We start from the raw sequence: 15,951 nt of genomic DNA, 5'->3' as shown, positions 1-15,951 counted from the left end.
TAGTCGCTTCCTTATTCACCATTATTCTTGGGTCACAATGGAGTGCTCATGCCATTCACGTTCAGCGCAAGTGATATTGGGACCGTAGCGGTCTTGGTTCTGCTGGAGATTTTGCTCTCGGTGGATAACGCGCTGGTGTTGGCGATCATGGTGCGGCACCTGCCCAAAGACCAGCAAAAGAAGGCGCTGCTTTGGGGGCTGTGGGGCGCATTCCTACTCCGCGGTACTGCGATTCTCTTCGCCAGCACGATCATCAAGTTCTGGTGGCTTCAGGTCATCGGCGCGCTTTACTTGCTTTGGCTCCCGCTGAAGCACTTCGTGATCCACTCGAAGAGCGATTCCGACAAACCGGTGATCAACAAGCCGATGTCGTTCTGGCGCACGGTGGTCGCCGTCGAACTCATGGACATCGCCTTTGCGCTAGATAGCGTGCTGGTGGCCGTGGCATTTGTCGATCCCTCCAAGCACCCCGACAAGATGTGGGTGGTGTTCGCCGGAGCAATCATGGGCATCATCATCCTGCGGCTCGCGGCTTCGGTGTTCATCGGCATTCTGGAGCGCTATCCGAAGTTGGAGCACTTGGCCTACGCGCTCATCGGCTGGGCGGGGCTCAAGATGACCCTCATTGGGGGGCATAACTTCGAGCGCGCGTACCCGAACGCGCTCGCCTTCAAAATTCCCGAAATGTCGCCGCTCGTCTTCTGGGTTGGGGTCGGCGTGATCCTGTTGGTCGGAGGCTTCATTAGCTTCTCGCAGCGGGCCGAGGTTCAGCCCGGCGATGCGGCGGCCATTGAAGAAGGCATGGACGAGATGACCGACGAGGTGCTGGAAGCGCTGGATGGGGATAACACGGAAGAAACCCGCGCCTAGGTAACCTAGGTTCGATGTCACGCAAGGTTCGACTCGGTCTCATCGGAACAGGTTTTATCTCTCAGGGCGCCCACGTAAAGGGCTACGAACAACTCGCCGACAAGTGCGAGGTCGTTACCATCTGCGATTTGAAGCACGAAACGCGCGAAATTATGCGCACAAAGTTTGGCTTTACCGGAGCCAACTACACCGACGATTACAAGCAAATTCTCAATGACCCGGACATTGACGCCGTGGTCATCGCCACTCCGAACGCAGTTCACATGCAACCGACGCTCGATGCGCTCGCCGCCGGCAAGCACGTACTGTGCGAAAAGCCGCTAGCAATGAACGCCGAGCAGGCCAAGGCGATGTGCCGCGCGGCCAAGGATTCCGGCAAGATTCTCCAAGTTGCATTGCAATACCGCTTCTCGGGCTTTGCCCAGTTCACCGCCGAGTTCATTCGAAACGGCCATATGGGCGACATCTACTTCGCTCGGGCCCGCGCTCTCCGACGCCGTGGTGTTCCCGGTTGGGGCGTGTTTATCGACAAGGAAAAGCAAGGTGGCGGCCCGCTCATTGACATCGGCGTCCACATTCTCGACCTCACGCTATTCCTCATGGGCTATCCCAAGCCAGTCGCCGCGAGCGGCAAAACCTGGGACATGCTCGGCAAGAACCCGGACAACCGCAACTTCTGGGGCGAATACGACCGCGACAAGTTCACGGTTGAGGACTTCGCCGTCGGCATGATCCGCTTCGAAAACGGCGCGGTGATCAGCCTCGAAAGCTCGTTTATGGCGAACATCGAAGGCGACCCCATGGAGACGCAAGTCTTCGGCACCAAGGCCGGCGCAATCGTGAAGGCGCTCGGCGAAGACCCGGTCACGATCTTCAAGCAGATTGACGGCCAGTATTTCGAAATGAAGCCGCAAAACATTCCGCACGTCGAGTCGCCCTACGTGGCCGAAATCGAGGCGTTTGTGGATGCGATTCAGAACGGCAAGCCGTCGCCGGTTCCAGGCGAAAATGGCCTGACGCTCAATGCCATCTTCGACGCGCTCTACAAGAGCAGCGCGTCGGGCAAAGAAGAACTCGTCAACGTCGACTATTAAGTCGCCATTTGGGGGGCGAGATTCGCCCCCCAATGACCAATAATTGAACTATGGAATGGACTCAGCCGCTCGAACTTCGCGGCCAACGCGTGCGCATCCGCCCTCTGCAACTGCAGGATGCCTTTCTGGTTCAGCCGCATCTGGAGCCGGACACGTTCAAATACTTCGTCACGATTCAGCCGGCCACCTTTGACTTGGAAGGCTCGCGCGACTTTGTCGAGCAACTGCTGCGGGCGCGCCGCACCCAGGCGTTTGTCATCGAAGATCGCGGCACCGGCGAGTTCGTGGGCATGTCCACGTTTATGGACATGCGCGAGGAGCACCGGGCTCTCGAAATCGGCATGACCTGGTACCGACCCGACTTTCGCGGCACCTCGGTGAATCCCGAAGTCAAACTCCTCATGCTCGAACAAGCCTTTGAGCGATGGCTCTGCCTGCGCGTCCAACTGAAGACCGATGGCCGCAACTACCACTCGCAGCGAGCGATCATGAAGCTTGGCGCGAAGCTGGAGGGCACCTTGCGCAACCACGCGATTCAGCCGAACGGCTTTGTTCGCGACACGGTCATGTTTAGCCTCACCGATGCCGAGTGGCCGGAAGCCAAAGCGGGCCTCATCGAACGTTTGAAACTGCCTGAGGCAAAGGTAAACTAACGCTACTCATGGCAATCGAAATTTTGATGCCCGAACTCGGCGAGTCCGTCCACGAAGGAACGGTAAGTCGCTGGCTCAAGCAAGTGGGCGACACCGTTAAGGAAGACGAACCGATTGTGGAGATCATGACCGACAAGGTCAACACCGAACTCCCTGCACCCGCCTCCGGAGTGCTCGTTAAAATCCTGATTCCCGAGGGCGGTCCGGTGGAAGTGTTCCACGCCATGGGCCTCATCGACGACACCGGCGACTACGTCGCCGACGCCCCGGCGGCTCAAACCCCCGCCGAAGCCAAGCCCGCGGCCGTGGCTCCGGTTGCCGAAGAAGCTGCGCCGGCCCCCGCCGCGAGTGGCGATCGCCGCTGGTACACCCCCGTTGTGCGCTCAATTGCCAAGGCAAACGGCATCGGCGACGGTCAACTCGCCCAAATCGCGGGTTCGGGCACCGGTGGTCGCGTCACCAAGAAAGATATTGAAGGGTTCCTGGCCGGTGGTGGCCAAGGAAAGCCCTCGGCTCCCGCCGCCAAGCTCGAGGTCGCCAGTGCACCCGCCACCGTAGCCGGGCCGGAGCAGACGATGGAAGCCCTGGTTGGCATGCGCAAGATGATTGCCGACCACATGGTGAAGAGCTCGCAGGTCCCGACCGTGAGCACCGTCACCGAGGTTGACGTGACCAACATGGTGAAGTTCCGCGAGCAGAACAAGGAGTCGTTCCAGGCTCAGTTCGGCGTCAAGCTCACCTACACCCCGTTCTTTATCAAGGCGATTAGCGAGGCGCTGCTGGAATTCCCGCTCGTCAACGCGGCCCTGATGCCGGACAACAACATTGTCAAGAATAAGAATGTCCACATGGGCGTCGCCGTTTCGCTCGGCGCAAAGGGAGACGAAGGACTGATCGTCCCCGTCATCCGCGAGGCGAACAACAAGACGCTGATTGAGATTGCGAAGGAACTCGAAGGCATCGCCAAGAAGGCGCGCAGCAACACGCTCGGCGTGAGCGACGTGCAGGGCGGCACCTTTACGCTGACCAACCCGGGCAGCTACGGCGCCTTGCTGGGCACGCCGATGATCAACGCGCCGCAAGCCGCGATTCTCGGCACGTACACCATCAAGAAGGTCCCGGCGATCATCGAAGACATGATCGCGATCCGCTCCATCATGAACCTGGTGCTCACCTACGATCACCGCATCATCGATGGCGGGGTGGCGGGCCGGTTCTTGCTGAGCGTACGACAAAAGCTCGAAAGCTTCGCGTTCTTTAAGTAAGGTTCGCGCCGACTAACCAAAGCAGCGGGTCATTGATCCGCTGCTTTTTTGCGTTGCGAGGCGCGCCAAGCCGTGAGCCAGCCAGGCGTGTTGGTCAGCGCCGAGGCGATGAGCGCCGCCGACACCGAGCGAAGGCTCGAGATCGCGCCGAGCGCGGGGCCGCCGAGCAATTCGCCGAGCCCGTGCGATTGTCCCTTCATGCTCAGCATCGTGGCGCGCACCTCGGGCTCCGCGTGATCGTTGACCCACGCGCTGGTGAGCGGATCGAGGCAGCGACGGATCGCCCGCCCGATGACAAGCCCCGCTGCGGCGAGCCAAAACTGCCCGGCCAACGCGAATGCGAGCGTCGCGGCGATGAGGGCGAATAGCAAGGCGCGGATGAGGCGAATCACCACCCAGCCATCGCGCTCCATGCCGCGGCGACGCACCATCGTCATGAAGCAAAACGCGCCCGCGATGGCGAGTGTGTTGAGAATGGCGAACCAGTAGATTTCGCTGGGCAAGGTTTGCGGCATGCCGATATTCGTGATGTGCTTCGTCCACAGGCGATCGAACGCCTCGCTCGCCAAGCCGATGAAAAACACCACCATCAGCGCGTCGCGCAGCAGTGGTTTGCGGCCCGCAATCGCCAAACCCGTGCGCAGAGTGTGGCCGAAATGCTGCCACGTGCTGCGTTCGGATTCTGCCGCGCGGTGGAAGCCCTTCTCCGACATCAACACAAGCGCCATCACCGCCATAATAGCGAACACGCCGCCCGAGGCGAGTCCTGGCCACGCCAAATTGTGCTGCCCGACGATCACCGCGACCCACAATCCCGCGACATAGCCGAGTTGCTGCGATTGGCTGCCGCGAATGAACATCGTCGGCGCGGACGGCGCGCCCGGTTCATGCGGAAGCTCGTCCGCGACCCACGCCTCAAACGCACCGGAAAGAAAAGTCTCTCCGAGGCCCCACAAAACCATGCCCACCACCAGGCCCGCCCACGACGCGAAGAACGGCTGCACGAAGAACCCGATGCCCAACAGCACCAAGCCGATGATCACGCTGAGTTTTCGTGAGTAAAGGTCCGCGACAATCCCGGTCGGAATCTCGCAAAGAAAGATCGTAATCTCGCTAAACGTGCCCAGAAGCACCATTTGGAACGGCAAAATCCCCACGACCTTGTCCTGAAAGTACAGCGCCACCGTCCAAAACAGCGCGTAGCCCAGCCCCATTCCGAACGTGATCAGCGGGTACAGCCGCGAGGGTGCCATGCCTTAAGGAAGGGTGCCGACCGCCAAGTGGCTGCCCGACGCGCCGCCACCGCAAGCCAGCGAAATCTCCGCCTTCACAAAGTCCGCCTCGTTCGCCTGATAGATGTTCAAAAACTTGTGCGGATTGCGGTCCACCAGCGGGAACCAGCTGCTCTGCACCTGCACCGCCACGCGATGTCCTGCGGCAAACGTGTGCAATATCTGCGGCATTTTGTAGCGCACTTCCTCATACGCGCCGGGCACAAATGGCCGCGGATTGCTCAGGCTATTGCGGTATTTGCCACGCAGCACCTCGCCGCGCACCAGCATCTGATAGCCGCCCGAAAATGGCGTCGGAGCATCGTCCGGATACTGGTCAATCAGCTTGACAATCACGTCCATGTCGGTGCCGCTCGTTTTCATCCGCAGCACCGGCTCCAAGTCGCCAGCCAGCGTCAGAGGCTTGGTCAACGGCGCGGAAACGAACGTAATCACATCCGCGCGACCGCTCACAAATCGCTGGTCGGCGAGCATGTACGTGCTCTTGCGGCCGCCGCTGCCCGCGGTTTGATACGGCACCGGATTCGCGGGGTCGCTCGTCCACGAAATCTCGCCGGACTTCCCGGCGCCGCCGATCGAAATTGTCCGATCGCCATTCAACACCAGGTTCACCGCCGATGTTTTCGGCGGCCACACCGTAAACGTGCTCCACTTCTTTGCGCCGGAATCAAAGACCGTGGCCTCGGCCAGTTTTGCCTTGCCGTCGCCGCGCAAATGCGTCTCGAAAAACGGCACTTCGACGTTGTCTTGGTACCATTTGCTGGTCGCGCTTCCCCACTTTTGGTCGCCCAGCGAATCGCCGCTCGGCGAGGCCCACATGCCGTGGCTCCACGGCCCGAGCACCAGGTGGTTTTTGCTCGCCGGGCTGTTCTTTTCGTTTTCGCGGTAGCATGCTTGCGGGCCGTAACAGTCCTCCGCGTCGAACAATCCGCCCACATTCAGCATCGCGCACTTTACGTTGCGCAGTTGGTGTTGCACGGCCCGGCTCGTCCAGAAGTGGTTGTAATCCGGATTGTTCATGATATCCGTCCAGTAGTGATTTTGGAACTTAAAGTACTTCTCGTCGATGTTTTTGATCGGGCCGAGTTCGAGAAACCACTTGTAGCTGTCCGAGCCGATGGGCAGGCGCGTGCCCTTGGATTCCAGCGTCGGTTCCGGGCCGCGCGGCGTGAAAAACTGCATGAAACTCGCGTTATCTTGCAGGAAGAACGCGCCCAAATGGTGCACATCGTCGCCCACAAACCAGTCCGTTGTGGGGGCTTGCGGACTCACGGCGCGCAGCGCGGGGTGCCCGCTCAGCGCGGCGAGCGCGGCATAGCCGCCCGGATACGAGATGCCCATAATGCCGACACGCCCATTGTTGCCGGCCACCTTTTTGGTCAAAAACTCAATCGTGTCGTAGGTATCCGTGCTCTCGTCGGTGTCCCATTTTCCGGTTCGAATCTGCAGTTGGGGCCGCAATTCTTCGAAGTCGCCCTCGCTCAGATAGCGCCCGCGCACGTCTTGGTTGACGATGATATAGTCGCGGCTCGCCCAGCGCTCGGCGATCTGATCGAACTGCGTGGGGCCGTACGGCCAGCAGCCGTAGGGCGTGCGCTCCATGAGCATGGGGTTGGTCGCCGCGCGCGGCTTTTTGGGCGTGTAAACCGCGGTGTACAGCTTCACGCCGTCGCGCATCGGAATCATGTATTCGGCCTTGTCGTAAAGGTCGCGCGTATTGGCGCGCTGGGCCATGGAGACGCCGGCGACGGCGAGGAGGGCAACGCAGAGGGTGGGTCGCATGTAAGCCGATGTTACCCGTGGCTTCGTGGCCGCACGGGTTCATCTTTTGGCCGCGCTGGCGTGGGCTTTGGCGGCGAAAGTGGGTGTGGTGGCCGCGGAAATCGTGATGATGGCCGCGAAGATGGGCTTCTTCGCGGCGACGATGCACGGTTTGGCGGCCAGGATGACGCTCTTGGCGGCGAAGGTTTAAACCGTCGCTTCCAAGAAGCTCGCCAAATCCGCCTCGTTGACCGCGGGTTCGCCCGGCGAGACGTGGTCCAGCTTCCCTTCCAGCATCCAGCGCTCCAGCTGGTCCACCAGTTCAAACAAGTGGTCGAACGAATCCACGATGAACAGCAGCGGCTGGTAGTGGTCGATCTCAAAATACTGGTTGACGACCCATTCCATCTGGATCGGATAGCGCTGCACGTCCGGTGATTCGATGCAATGCTGCAGCTCGCCATACGAGCTCAGCAAGCCGCTGCCATACGCCTTGAGGGCGCTGGATTTCGAATCGCGCATGAGGCCGAACTCCACCGTAAACCAGAAAAACCGCGCCATCGCCTTGATCACGCTCTCCAACTTGCGCACGCGTTCGTGCTCATCTTTCACTTCCTTGGCGCGCAGGGCCGCGGTGTGGGCGCACTCGCCAAAACGCACGAGCGCATCGGCAAACGCGCGGTCGGTGTGCATCGGAACGTGCCCGCTGATGTCGTGGAAAATGTCCGGCTCGGGCAGATAGTCGAGCTTGTCCTTGTGCCGAATGGTGATCGTCGTCGGGAACTCGCGGCGGCGAAGCGATTCGAAGAAGTGATACGCAGGAACGTAGCCGCTGACCGCCTTCGCCTGGAAGCCGGTGAGCGGATTCAGGAACTTGTTGACGTCTTCCAGGCGCGGAACACGCTCGGGCGAGAGGCATAGGTTGGCGATGCCGCGCATAAAGTGCTCGTTGGCATACTTTTCCCACTGCGGCAACATGCGCGAATAGAGCCGCGTCCAGGCTTCGTGGTTATCGGGCGAGTACAGTTCGTACGGCTGCTCGATATACATTTCCCCGCGGCTTTGAGCCTCTTCAATAAAAGGGGCTTGAGTGGTGGTGAGTCCGAGTGTGGTCGCCATGAGAGCTTCGTTGATCGCCAGGGTCGTCCGTTAGAATACTTCGTCGTCGCGGCGGAACTTATCCCAGTAAACGCAGAATCCAAGCGCGATGATCGCCATCGCAAGCGGCCCGAAGAAGATCACACGGTAGGCCGTGAGCGAGCTCCCGCCGACCAGATTGAGCTTGAGGGCGATTGATTCTTGCGAGTACGCCCAATAGTTGTAGCCCCACCACGCCGCGAGCGCAAACCAGGGGATGGACAGATACTTGATACCCTTGCGCTTCCGGTCGATGTCCATGAAGGAGCCAAGCGCCATGAACAGAATGCCGATCCCGAGAATGACGATGAACGAGATCAGCAGCGGCCCAGCCGTCACTTCCCCCGGTTCAAACAAAAAGACGCCAAGCGGGCTCACGGGCAAGAAATTCATCACCCCTATTGTGGCCTAAGCCTTGCCGTTTTTCGCAGACATGAGCTTGAGATCGGTCTTGCCCTTCATATTTAGCTCCAAGACGGCGTCGTTGGACGTGGTCACTTCCAGCTTGGCGCCGGCCTCGCTGGTGGCCCGCGCAGCCATGGTGTGGCACGTCTTGAGGTCGAGATCGTATTCGATGTTGGCCTTTAGCGCAAGCTGGAATTTCTTGAGTCCCGACTCTGATGGCTTCATGCCGAGGCTCTGGTTGATGAACTCGCCGGCGTCGGTGTTGAGGTCGAGCGTGGCGGTGATTCGGTGGACCTTCACGCCGTTAAAACTTGCGAGACCGACATAGGTGAACGTGTAATCCAGACGCTGCACGGCAGAATTCTTGCTTCCCTTCAGGCGCTGCGGCGAGTAGCCAACGGTCTTTTTCCAGGTTTTGCCGGGCTTGATCGGCGAGAACGGCAGCTTGGGGTTGAAGTCCATGCCGCTATCGAGATCACCCACGAACATGGCGAGCCGGGCGATATCGCCAATGTACTTGCCGACGATATCTTGGCCGGCCGAGTTGAGCTTGCCGCTCGGCGTGAGCGCGAAAATGGGCTTGGCCGGCTTCTTGGGCGGCTTCGTCGTGGGCTTCGGCGTGATGTCCTTGACGTCGAGAACTTCGTTGGTCGGCGAGAGGAGGAGTTCGAGGTTCCAATCGGACTTTTCCTTCTTGCGGATCTCGGGCGAATTGGAACTTTCGCCGGTGATGATGGTCATGTAGGGCCGGCGATAGATGGCGCGGGCGATGCCATCGGCCTTTTCTTCCACGATGTTGAGCGTGAAATCGTAGTCAACGCCTTCTTCGCTCGGCAGGAACGTGACGAGGTTCTGCTCGCGCTGCTCGGAGAAGAGCCAGCCGTTGACGCGGTAGCTCAGGGAGTCACCCTTTTTGAGAACGCGGTGCAGAGTCACGGCTTCTTGGGCGGGCGCGGCGGCGGATTGCAACGCGAGAGCGGCGATAAGTGTCAATGACATGGTTGTAGTGTAGCCCGAATGGCGTTGAGTGTTAGACGTTCGTTCTGGCGAAAACTTTACCGCGAATTGTGCGAGGAACCTAGTAAAACTCTCTGCGACGTTCGTGCCGGAGCGCGCGTCCAGAACACTGTTCATGAGCAATACGCCGACCGAGCCGATTGATGTGCACTCGTTGTTGATGATCATGCTGGAGCAAGTTTCGCAAGTTGCGTGGAGCAAGCTCGGGCTGCAACCCGACCCGCTGACTGGCCAAATGCAGAACGATTTGGAGCAGGCAAAGGTGGCGGTGGACGTGGTTTCCGACCTCGCGAAACACCTGGAAGCGAAGCTGGATGACGAGGATAAGCGCCAAATTCGTAACTTAGTGCGCGATCTTCAAGTAAATTATATTGAACGAGCTAACGGAGCTTCGCGTTGAACCCGAACCTTAAAGCAAGAGTTCAACCATCGCGCTCGACTCTGCCGAGGCATTTTTTGGCACCCCTCACCGACGACAAAACCCCATCGCAACCCGTTACTTTGCAGACGGTGATGATGTTTTGCGCGCAATATGAGGCGCTGGTGGAGGTTCTTTGCGATGGCGCAACATACGGCCCCGAGCCGCGACTCTCCGCGCACTACGAACGTATCCGTACTTGGATGATGCAAAACTATCCGCACATTCAAACCGAGCTGAACTCGCGCTTGGAGAGCTCAGCCGCCCCTCGCTGGGAAATCAGCCGCGACCCATTTGAAGAATTGTTCTCGCCGAACACGCTTGAGGCCTTTTTGGCGACGGACGATGGGCAGATGATTCAGCGGATTCTCAGCACGCGTCACGCGATTGACGAGCTAACCTCAGATTTGCGAGCCGCCGGGTGACGCAGCTTCTGCAACCCAGCCATATCGCGGAGATTTTGCCTCTGTGGGAACGGTTTTATCCCTCGCGCTACCATGTGACGCCCGAGTGTTTTCATTCGCACACGTTCGGTTCGCCAGTGTTTGACTGGGGCGCGAGTCAAGTGTTGGTGGAAGATGGCCGCGTGGTGGCGTTCGCCACCGTGAAAAAGCCCGCGAGCCCCACGCTTTATGCGGGTGGCGACCCCGATCGCTATCACTTGCAGTCCATTGGGTTCGAAAAGCCGATGTACGGCGGGCTGTTGCTGGACGAGGTGATCCGCACCATCCGCAGTCGTGGCGCGCGTGAGCTGGTTTTTGGGCAAGACAGCCTGCACTTCTTCCCCGGCTGCCCGACAGATTGTTGCGAACTCGCTGGGTTTTTGAATCTCAGCAACTTTGAGAAGATCGGCGAGACCTACGACCTGGAAGGCGATCTTTCGGCCTATGAATATCCCGCGCAGTATCGGCCCGACGACGGCGCGGAGTATCGCCGCTGCTCAGAAAGCGATCTCGGCGACGTGTTCGACTTCTTCGCGCAGGAGTTTCCGCTGCGGTGGAACTACGACATCCGCGCCAAGATCGAGCTCGAAGGGCCCAACACGATCTTCGGCCTGTTTTATGGCGGCAAATGCCACGGGTTCGCGCTGTTACAAGATCATCGCGACTGTCACTTGCCGATAGGCGGCGCGGTGTGGCAAAGCGACCTCGGCGCGGCGTGGGGTTCGCTCGGCCCGATCGGTGTGAGCAAAGCAGTGCGCGGTAAAAAGTTTGGCCACGGCCTGCTCGGCAACGCCCTACTCGACCTTAAGGCGCGCGGCGTGACCCGCACGATCATTGACTGGACGAACCTCTTCGACTTCTACGGCCCGCACGGGTTCACAAAGGCGCGGACGTACACGACGTACTCGTTAGTGCTGTAAGTCGCGCTGTCAGCATCGCCAACACCTTGCCGCGATGGCTAATCGCGTGCTTCTGCACGGCGGTGAGGTCGGCCATCGTGCAATCAAGCTGGGGCAGCCAGAAGATCGGGTCGTAACCGAAGCCGCCGTTGCCGCTCATCTCGGTGGCGATGCGCCCTTCGCACGTCGCGACCAGAGTCTCGGTCGGCTCGCCGGGGCGCGCGAGCGCCACGCAACACCGAAAGCGCGCGCCGCGCTGCGCCTCAGGGGTTTCTCGCATGCGCTCCAGGATAATGCGCATCTTCTCAGGGAACGTCGTCTCCTCGCCCAAAAAGCGTTTGGAGTACAAGCCGGGCTCGCCGCCAAAGGCATCAATCTCCAGTCCGGCGTCGTCGGCCAAACACCATTCGCCGGTCGCAGCGAGGGCACTCTCGGCCTTAATCGTCGCGTTTTCCTCGTAAGTCGTGCCGGTTTCCTCGGGTTCGGGCGCGTTGGGGTAGTCCGCTAGGGTGAGGATCTCCCACGAAGGAAAAGCGGCCGAGAGGATTTGCATCATCTCGCCCGCCTTTTTGGTGTTGTGTGTCGCGATAACGAGCCGGGTCACGTGGTGAGCGTACCAGCCTCGGCGGACGCCGACTCGGCTTTGCTTTCCGGGCGGATCGTCAATCGCGCCAAGCGACGGCCATCGGTTTCGTCCACGGTAAAGGTCCAACCATCCAGGGTGATGGTTGCCCCGCGCTCGGGCTGATACCCAAACGCGCCGAAAACAAACCCGCCGACGGTGTCGAACTCATCGCTTTCGAACTCGGCCCCGATCTTGGAGTTGAGATCGTACAGGTTCATCCGACCATCCACGCTGAAGCCGGTTTCGCGGCGCTCAATCTCCTCTTCTTCGCGGTCGTATTCGTCCTGAATATCGCCGATCAGTTCCTCAATGACGTCCTCGATGGTCACAATGCCCGAGGTGCCGCCGTGCTCGTCTTGCACAATCGCAAATTGCGCGCGGCTCTGCCGAAGCTCGCGCAGCAAGCTGTGCAGGTCAATCGTTTCGTACACGCGAACCACGGGCCGCGTGAGCGTGCGAAGGTTGATGGGCCGCTCGGGATCGTCCTTCAGGGTCAGTAGGTCCTTCGCGTGGATGATGCCGATGATGTGGTCGTCCGTGCCTTCGAAGATCGGAATCCGCGAGTACCCCGTCGCCTTGATGAGGTCCACCAGGTCGCTGATCTTTGAATCCACCGGCATCGCTTCGAGGTCGGTGCGCGGCGTCATGATTTCCCGCGCGAAGGTATCGCCGAACTCGAACACCGAGTGCAACATTTCGCGCTCCGAATCCTCCATGTCGCCCGCTTCCTGAGCCTCGGCGACCATGGTCTTGATTTCCTCTTCGACTATGGACTCGCGGGCGAAGGTCGCCCGCGCGCCAAAGCGGTGAGTCACGATTGTTGCGACCCGCGCCAGCACCTGACCTTGCCAGATGAAGAACTTGGCAAACGTGCGGATAAACGCCCGCAAGCGAATGATCGTGCGCGGCGGGTTCAGCGTCGCCAGACTCTTGGGGACCAGCTCGCCAAAGGTGATGTTGATCGCGACCACAGGAATCGCGACAATGAGCATCGCGAGCACCAGCGCCACGCCCCAACCGAGGTTCGGATACGCCGCATGGAGGTTCTGCCCAAGGTAAGTTGCCGGCACCAAAGCAAGCACCAGCATCCACGCTTGCATTGTCTCCCCGCCGACCGTACAGCCGGCGACGAAGTCAGCGCGACGTTCGTAGATGCGCTCCAGCAGCTTCTCGTGCTTCTCGTCCTTTTGCGTGCGAATGTGCCCCGGGCGCAGCAGTTCAATCGCCTGCTCGGCGGCGACAAAGAGCGCGTTCAGGAAGATCAGGACGGGGATCGCCACGAGGCTGAGCACCAGCGTTCGCGTGGGGAAGGTTGCCCGCTCGGCCGACAACGGCACGAGTTGCGCCATGGCCGGCAAAGGGGCCAAGACCAGCAGGCCAAAGCAAAGGCCGCTTATCCAGTTGTGAATCCGGCTCGGCGCAGCGGATGCGCGTTGCCGGGGACGTTCAGGAGGTTCTGTACTCATAGGTTCTTATCGAGGTAGCAATCCGAACACGACCAGTCCGAAGACGGTTCCGACGGTGGCTCCCAGGGAGAGTTCAAAAATGCTGTGAATCTTTGCTTCATACCGGCTCTGCGCGATGATGAGGGCCAATAAAATCGCGATGGCCGATGCTAATGCATTATTGGTAATAAACGGCACGGCTGAAGCAAAGAAGAATCCAAAGGCCGCGTGGCCGCTCACGAGACCGCCTTGCAGTACGTTGCCGCGCTTGCCCAAACCCTTGCCGATGACGATGATGGTGAACAACACCAGCGAGCCCAGAATGAACCGTAAGGTGAACGGCAAGCTCATGCCCTCGGTGGTCAGGCCAATGCGAATGCGCTCCCAGGTGTCGTCGCCGATGGCGATGAGCAGCCCGGCCGTGATGGCCATGATGGTCGCGATAAGCACCGCGCCAGCGGCAATATCCTTGGCGTGCTTGGCCAGCGGGTGATATCCCGGAGAGACGAGGTCCACGACGGCCTCAATCGCGCTGTTGAACATTTCCGCCACCAGCACCGAGCCGATCATAAAGAACAGCACGAGCACGTCGCGCACGCGCAACGGCAGCAGCACCGCCATGAGCAGCGTCACCAGCGTGACGTACAGGTGAATGCGCATGTGCCGCTGCGTGCGGAACGTGTGCACCATGCCATGAATGGCGACGCGGAACGGAGTGATGAGATCGCGACTGGCCATGGCTTAGTGGGGCATCGAACTCCATTCGGGTTCGGGGGACAGGCCTAGTTCGACGGCGACAGCGTTCATGCGCACGACCATCTCGTCGCGGCCCGCCTCCGTCTCGTCTTCGTAGCCCAGCAAATGCAATCCCCCATGGATAGTCAAAAAGACGATTTCATTGGCCAAGGTGTCGCGCCGGAATCGCGCCTGACGCTTCGCGGTATCCACCGAGATCGCAATATCGCCGAGCGGGCCATAGTCTCCGCCGGGAAAGGTGAGCACATCCGTGGCGGCATCGATCCCGCGATACTGTTGGTTGAGCTCGCGCAGGGCCGCATCGTTGGTGAGCAGCACCGAGACCTCGCAGGCAGGAACGTCGTACATCGCGAAAAGCTTATTGAGGGCGGTCCGAGCGAGCCTCAGCGGGATCCGCGAGTTCGTCTCGTTGCGCACCAGAATCTGGTGTTTCGTCATAGGTAGGGTACGTGATTCGCGAGTGGCGCACCGCCGAAAGGCTGTGCAGAAACGCCTGCTTCACAAGCGCAAGGTCGCGGAACGTGAGGTCGCATTCGTCGAGTTGCCCATCGGAGCGGCTGTTCTCGATGATGCGGCTGACAATGGCCTCCATGCGGTCGAATTCGCGGTTGGCGATCGTCCTGCTCGCCGCCTCGACCTGGTCGGCAAGGTGCAAAATCGCGGTTTCGCGGTTCTGCGGTTTGGGGCCTTCGTAGCGGAACAAGCGATCGAGCCCTTGCGGCACTTCCTCGCCCGACATGTCGCGTGCAAGGTGATAAAAATAGCTGACCAGGCTGGTGCCATGGTGCTGCGCGATGCCGTCCTGAAGAATCTTGGGGAGCTTATGGCGACGCGCGAGTTCGAGCCCATCGGGCACGTGCGCGGTGATGATGCGCGCGCTCATGGTCGGCGGCAAGTCGTCGTGCAGATTCTCTCCGAGTTGGTTCTCAATGAAAAACGTGGGTCGCTCGATCTTGCCGACGTCGTGGAAGTACGCCATTGCCCGCAGGTGAATCGGGTTTGCGCCGATGGCGCGAGCCGCTTGCTCGGCGAGGTTGGCGACCATCACGCTGTGCGCGTAAGTTCCCGGCGCGCGCAGGCAGAGTTCGCGGATGAGCGGGTGCTCCGGCGAACATAGCTCCAGCAACGACCAATCGGAGATCGTGCCGAACATGCGCTCGAGCACCGTGACGCCGAGCCAAAAAATGGCGCTGGTGATGACCGCGCTCACCGCCGCCCACGACGCGCTTTGCAGAACCGGGGTGGCCGTGTTGACCGTGAGCATAGTGGCGCAGGCCGCAATGAGCGCCTGAGCCAAGGCGGTGACGCTGAGCGCGCGGATGAGGTCGGCGCGTTGACGCATCGGGTTGACCGCGTGCGCGGCGATAGAGCCCGAAATCCAGGCGGTCGCGAGGACTTCCTTGGGAATCGGCCCTGTCACGCCGAGCAAGAACGCGACGATGGTGAGCGCAAACATGGCGACCTGCGGCCCGACCAGCGCCGAAGCGAGCATTGCCATGGCCGAGAGCGGCGCAATGAGCAAAAACGTGATGCCGGTTTGGGAGGGTGCCTCGATGACGAGCTGCACCAGCTGCGTGCCGACGAGGCCGAGCCCGCAGAACGCCCACAGCATGCGCTCCAACGTGGAGGGCGCGAGTTCCTCAACCTCAACGTGGTCCGCGTAGTAGCGGATGAGCGCCGAGGCGACGATGGCAATGAAGAAGGACCCGCCGATGACGGGGAGCGGCACCGGCCACGACCGGTGGACCAAGCACAGAGCGGCCAAGAGGAGGCTGATCAGGGGAAGGGCGAACCACCCTTTCCGGCTCCATTTTTCCTGGCGGACCTCCGCGGGCGCGGAGGTCGGTAAATTGTCGCTCATAAATTAAGAA

The 15,951-nt window shown here is 60.3% G+C and carries 18 protein-coding genes; 8 read left to right on the top strand and 10 right to left on the bottom strand.

The genetic code is table 11. The features are described 5' to 3' along the window. Nucleotides 1–48 precede the first annotated feature (48 nt). From JNJ45_04765 to JNJ45_04750, 4 genes are read left to right on the top strand one after another with little or no spacing between them, the layout of a single operon-like run. The gene (locus JNJ45_04765; GenBank protein MBL8047974.1) at nucleotides 49–870 is read left to right on the top strand and encodes a TerC family protein; all 822 of its coding nucleotides are present in this window, start codon (nucleotides 49–51) and stop codon (nucleotides 868–870) included. Nucleotides 871–884: 14 nt separating this feature from the next. Beyond that, nucleotides 885–1,964: a Gfo/Idh/MocA family oxidoreductase gene (locus tag JNJ45_04760; protein ID MBL8047973.1), complete on the top strand. Its 1,080-nt coding sequence runs from the start codon at nucleotides 885–887 to the stop codon at nucleotides 1,962–1,964. Nucleotides 1,965–2,014: 50 nt separating this feature from the next. Then, nucleotides 2,015–2,617 carry a GNAT family N-acetyltransferase gene (locus tag JNJ45_04755; GenBank protein MBL8047972.1) on the top strand — a complete coding sequence of 201 codons (603 nt, stop codon included), beginning with the start codon at nucleotides 2,015–2,017 and terminating at the stop codon, nucleotides 2,615–2,617. Between the two features lie 8 nt (nucleotides 2,618–2,625). After that, complete coding sequence (locus tag JNJ45_04750) at nucleotides 2,626–3,882, top strand: 2-oxo acid dehydrogenase subunit E2 (GenBank protein MBL8047971.1); 1,257 nt, start codon at nucleotides 2,626–2,628, stop codon at nucleotides 3,880–3,882. Between the two features lie 29 nt (nucleotides 3,883–3,911). Here the strand turns inward: JNJ45_04750 and JNJ45_04745 are convergent, their stop codons facing one another. After that, nucleotides 3,912–5,135, bottom strand: a complete 1,224-nt coding sequence (locus JNJ45_04745; GenBank protein MBL8047970.1) for an MFS transporter — start codon at nucleotides 5,133–5,135, stop codon at nucleotides 3,912–3,914. A 3-nt stretch (nucleotides 5,136–5,138) separates the two neighbouring features. After that, nucleotides 5,139–6,956, bottom strand: coding sequence for a CocE/NonD family hydrolase (locus tag JNJ45_04740; GenBank protein ID MBL8047969.1), 1,818 nt, complete (start codon nucleotides 6,954–6,956; stop codon nucleotides 5,139–5,141). A 25-nt stretch (nucleotides 6,957–6,981) separates the two neighbouring features. Between JNJ45_04740 and JNJ45_04735 the strand changes: the two genes are divergently transcribed. After that, nucleotides 6,982–7,146 (top strand): hypothetical protein, encoded by a 165-nt coding sequence (locus JNJ45_04735; protein ID MBL8047968.1) that lies wholly within the window; start codon nucleotides 6,982–6,984, stop codon nucleotides 7,144–7,146. On the opposite strand, the gene JNJ45_04730 is transcribed toward JNJ45_04735, so the two are convergent. From JNJ45_04730 to JNJ45_04720, 3 genes are read right to left on the bottom strand one after another with little or no spacing between them, the layout of a single operon-like run. Beyond that, entirely contained in the window at nucleotides 7,143–8,054 is a 912-nt protein-coding gene (locus JNJ45_04730; GenBank protein ID MBL8047967.1) for a phenylalanine 4-monooxygenase, read from the bottom strand. The genes JNJ45_04735 and JNJ45_04730 overlap by 4 nt on opposite strands. A gap of 30 nt (nucleotides 8,055–8,084) precedes the next feature. Next, a complete protein-coding gene (locus JNJ45_04725) occupies nucleotides 8,085–8,465 on the bottom strand; it encodes a hypothetical protein (GenBank protein ID MBL8047966.1) in 381 nt (126 codons plus the stop codon). Nucleotides 8,466–8,480: 15 nt separating this feature from the next. Then, entirely contained in the window at nucleotides 8,481–9,476 is a 996-nt protein-coding gene (locus tag JNJ45_04720) for a hypothetical protein (protein ID MBL8047965.1), read from the bottom strand. A 133-nt stretch (nucleotides 9,477–9,609) separates the two neighbouring features. Between JNJ45_04720 and JNJ45_04715 the strand changes: the two genes are divergently transcribed. Genes JNJ45_04715 through JNJ45_04705 form a run of 3 tightly spaced genes read left to right on the top strand, consistent with a single transcriptional unit; the run spans nucleotide 9,610 to nucleotide 11,275 of the window. Next, nucleotides 9,610–9,894: a DUF1844 domain-containing protein gene (locus JNJ45_04715; GenBank protein ID MBL8047964.1), complete on the top strand. Its 285-nt coding sequence runs from the start codon at nucleotides 9,610–9,612 to the stop codon at nucleotides 9,892–9,894. A gap of 56 nt (nucleotides 9,895–9,950) precedes the next feature. Next, complete coding sequence (locus JNJ45_04710; GenBank protein MBL8047963.1) at nucleotides 9,951–10,337, top strand: hypothetical protein; 387 nt, start codon at nucleotides 9,951–9,953, stop codon at nucleotides 10,335–10,337. After that, nucleotides 10,334–11,275 carry a hypothetical protein gene (locus JNJ45_04705; protein MBL8047962.1) on the top strand — a complete coding sequence of 314 codons (942 nt, stop codon included), beginning with the start codon at nucleotides 10,334–10,336 and terminating at the stop codon, nucleotides 11,273–11,275. The genes JNJ45_04710 and JNJ45_04705 overlap by 4 nt, the downstream gene beginning before the upstream one ends. On the opposite strand, the gene rdgB is transcribed toward JNJ45_04705, so the two are convergent. Genes rdgB through JNJ45_04680 form a run of 5 tightly spaced genes read right to left on the bottom strand, consistent with a single transcriptional unit; the run spans nucleotide 11,232 to nucleotide 15,941 of the window. Further along, on the bottom strand, nucleotides 11,232–11,858 hold the full coding sequence (gene rdgB, locus JNJ45_04700) for an RdgB/HAM1 family non-canonical purine NTP pyrophosphatase (protein MBL8047961.1): 627 nt from the start codon (nucleotides 11,856–11,858) through the stop codon (nucleotides 11,232–11,234). The genes JNJ45_04705 and rdgB overlap by 44 nt on opposite strands. Further along, a complete protein-coding gene (locus tag JNJ45_04695; GenBank protein ID MBL8047960.1) occupies nucleotides 11,855–13,345 on the bottom strand; it encodes an HlyC/CorC family transporter in 1,491 nt (496 codons plus the stop codon). Before JNJ45_04695 ends, rdgB begins: the two co-directional genes overlap by 4 nt. Before the next feature lie 6 nt (nucleotides 13,346–13,351). Further along, nucleotides 13,352–14,062 carry a diacylglycerol kinase gene (locus tag JNJ45_04690; GenBank protein ID MBL8047959.1) on the bottom strand — a complete coding sequence of 237 codons (711 nt, stop codon included), beginning with the start codon at nucleotides 14,060–14,062 and terminating at the stop codon, nucleotides 13,352–13,354. Nucleotides 14,063–14,065: 3 nt separating this feature from the next. Continuing rightward, on the bottom strand, nucleotides 14,066–14,428 hold the full coding sequence (ybeY, locus tag JNJ45_04685) for an rRNA maturation RNase YbeY (GenBank protein MBL8047958.1): 363 nt from the start codon (nucleotides 14,426–14,428) through the stop codon (nucleotides 14,066–14,068). Between the two features lie 10 nt (nucleotides 14,429–14,438). Further along, nucleotides 14,439–15,941 carry an HDIG domain-containing protein gene (locus tag JNJ45_04680; protein ID MBL8047957.1) on the bottom strand — a complete coding sequence of 501 codons (1,503 nt, stop codon included), beginning with the start codon at nucleotides 15,939–15,941 and terminating at the stop codon, nucleotides 14,439–14,441. Nucleotides 15,942–15,951: the final 10 nt, after the last annotated feature.

Origin of the sequence: Chthonomonas sp. (genome assembly GCA_016788425.1) — a bacterium.
In the GTDB taxonomy this organism is placed as follows: domain Bacteria; phylum Armatimonadota; class Fimbriimonadia; order Fimbriimonadales; family Fimbriimonadaceae; genus JAEURQ01.
Note: the sequence above shows the minus strand (reverse complement) of the source record. Positions and strands in the feature narration are given on the sequence as shown.

Bases quoted from the DNA above. Each gene is read 5' to 3' on its own strand.
- ybeY (MBL8047958.1), bottom strand. From the start codon at position 14,428: ATGTACGACGTTCCTGCCTGCGAGGTCTCGGTGCTGCTCACCAACGAT.
- JNJ45_04745 (MBL8047970.1), bottom strand. From the start codon at position 5,135: ATGGCACCCTCGCGGCTGTACCCGCTGATCACGTTCGGAATGGGGCTG.
- JNJ45_04680 (MBL8047957.1), bottom strand. From the start codon at position 15,941: ATGAGCGACAATTTACCGACCTCCGCGCCCGCGGAGGTCCGCCAGGAA.
- JNJ45_04755 (MBL8047972.1), top strand. From the start codon at position 2,015: ATGGAATGGACTCAGCCGCTCGAACTTCGCGGCCAACGCGTGCGCATC.
- JNJ45_04740 (MBL8047969.1), bottom strand. From the start codon at position 6,956: ATGCGACCCACCCTCTGCGTTGCCCTCCTCGCCGTCGCCGGCGTCTCC.
- JNJ45_04690 (MBL8047959.1), bottom strand. From the start codon at position 14,062: ATGGCCAGTCGCGATCTCATCACTCCGTTCCGCGTCGCCATTCATGGC.
- JNJ45_04765 (MBL8047974.1), top strand. From the start codon at position 49: ATGCCATTCACGTTCAGCGCAAGTGATATTGGGACCGTAGCGGTCTTG.
- JNJ45_04695 (MBL8047960.1), bottom strand. From the start codon at position 13,345: ATGAGTACAGAACCTCCTGAACGTCCCCGGCAACGCGCATCCGCTGCG.
- JNJ45_04715 (MBL8047964.1), top strand. From the start codon at position 9,610: ATGAGCAATACGCCGACCGAGCCGATTGATGTGCACTCGTTGTTGATG.
- JNJ45_04730 (MBL8047967.1), bottom strand. From the start codon at position 8,054: ATGGCGACCACACTCGGACTCACCACCACTCAAGCCCCTTTTATTGAA.
- JNJ45_04720 (MBL8047965.1), bottom strand. From the start codon at position 9,476: ATGTCATTGACACTTATCGCCGCTCTCGCGTTGCAATCCGCCGCCGCG.
- JNJ45_04725 (MBL8047966.1), bottom strand. From the start codon at position 8,465: ATGAATTTCTTGCCCGTGAGCCCGCTTGGCGTCTTTTTGTTTGAACCG.
- JNJ45_04750 (MBL8047971.1), top strand. From the start codon at position 2,626: ATGGCAATCGAAATTTTGATGCCCGAACTCGGCGAGTCCGTCCACGAA.
- JNJ45_04760 (MBL8047973.1), top strand. From the start codon at position 885: ATGTCACGCAAGGTTCGACTCGGTCTCATCGGAACAGGTTTTATCTCT.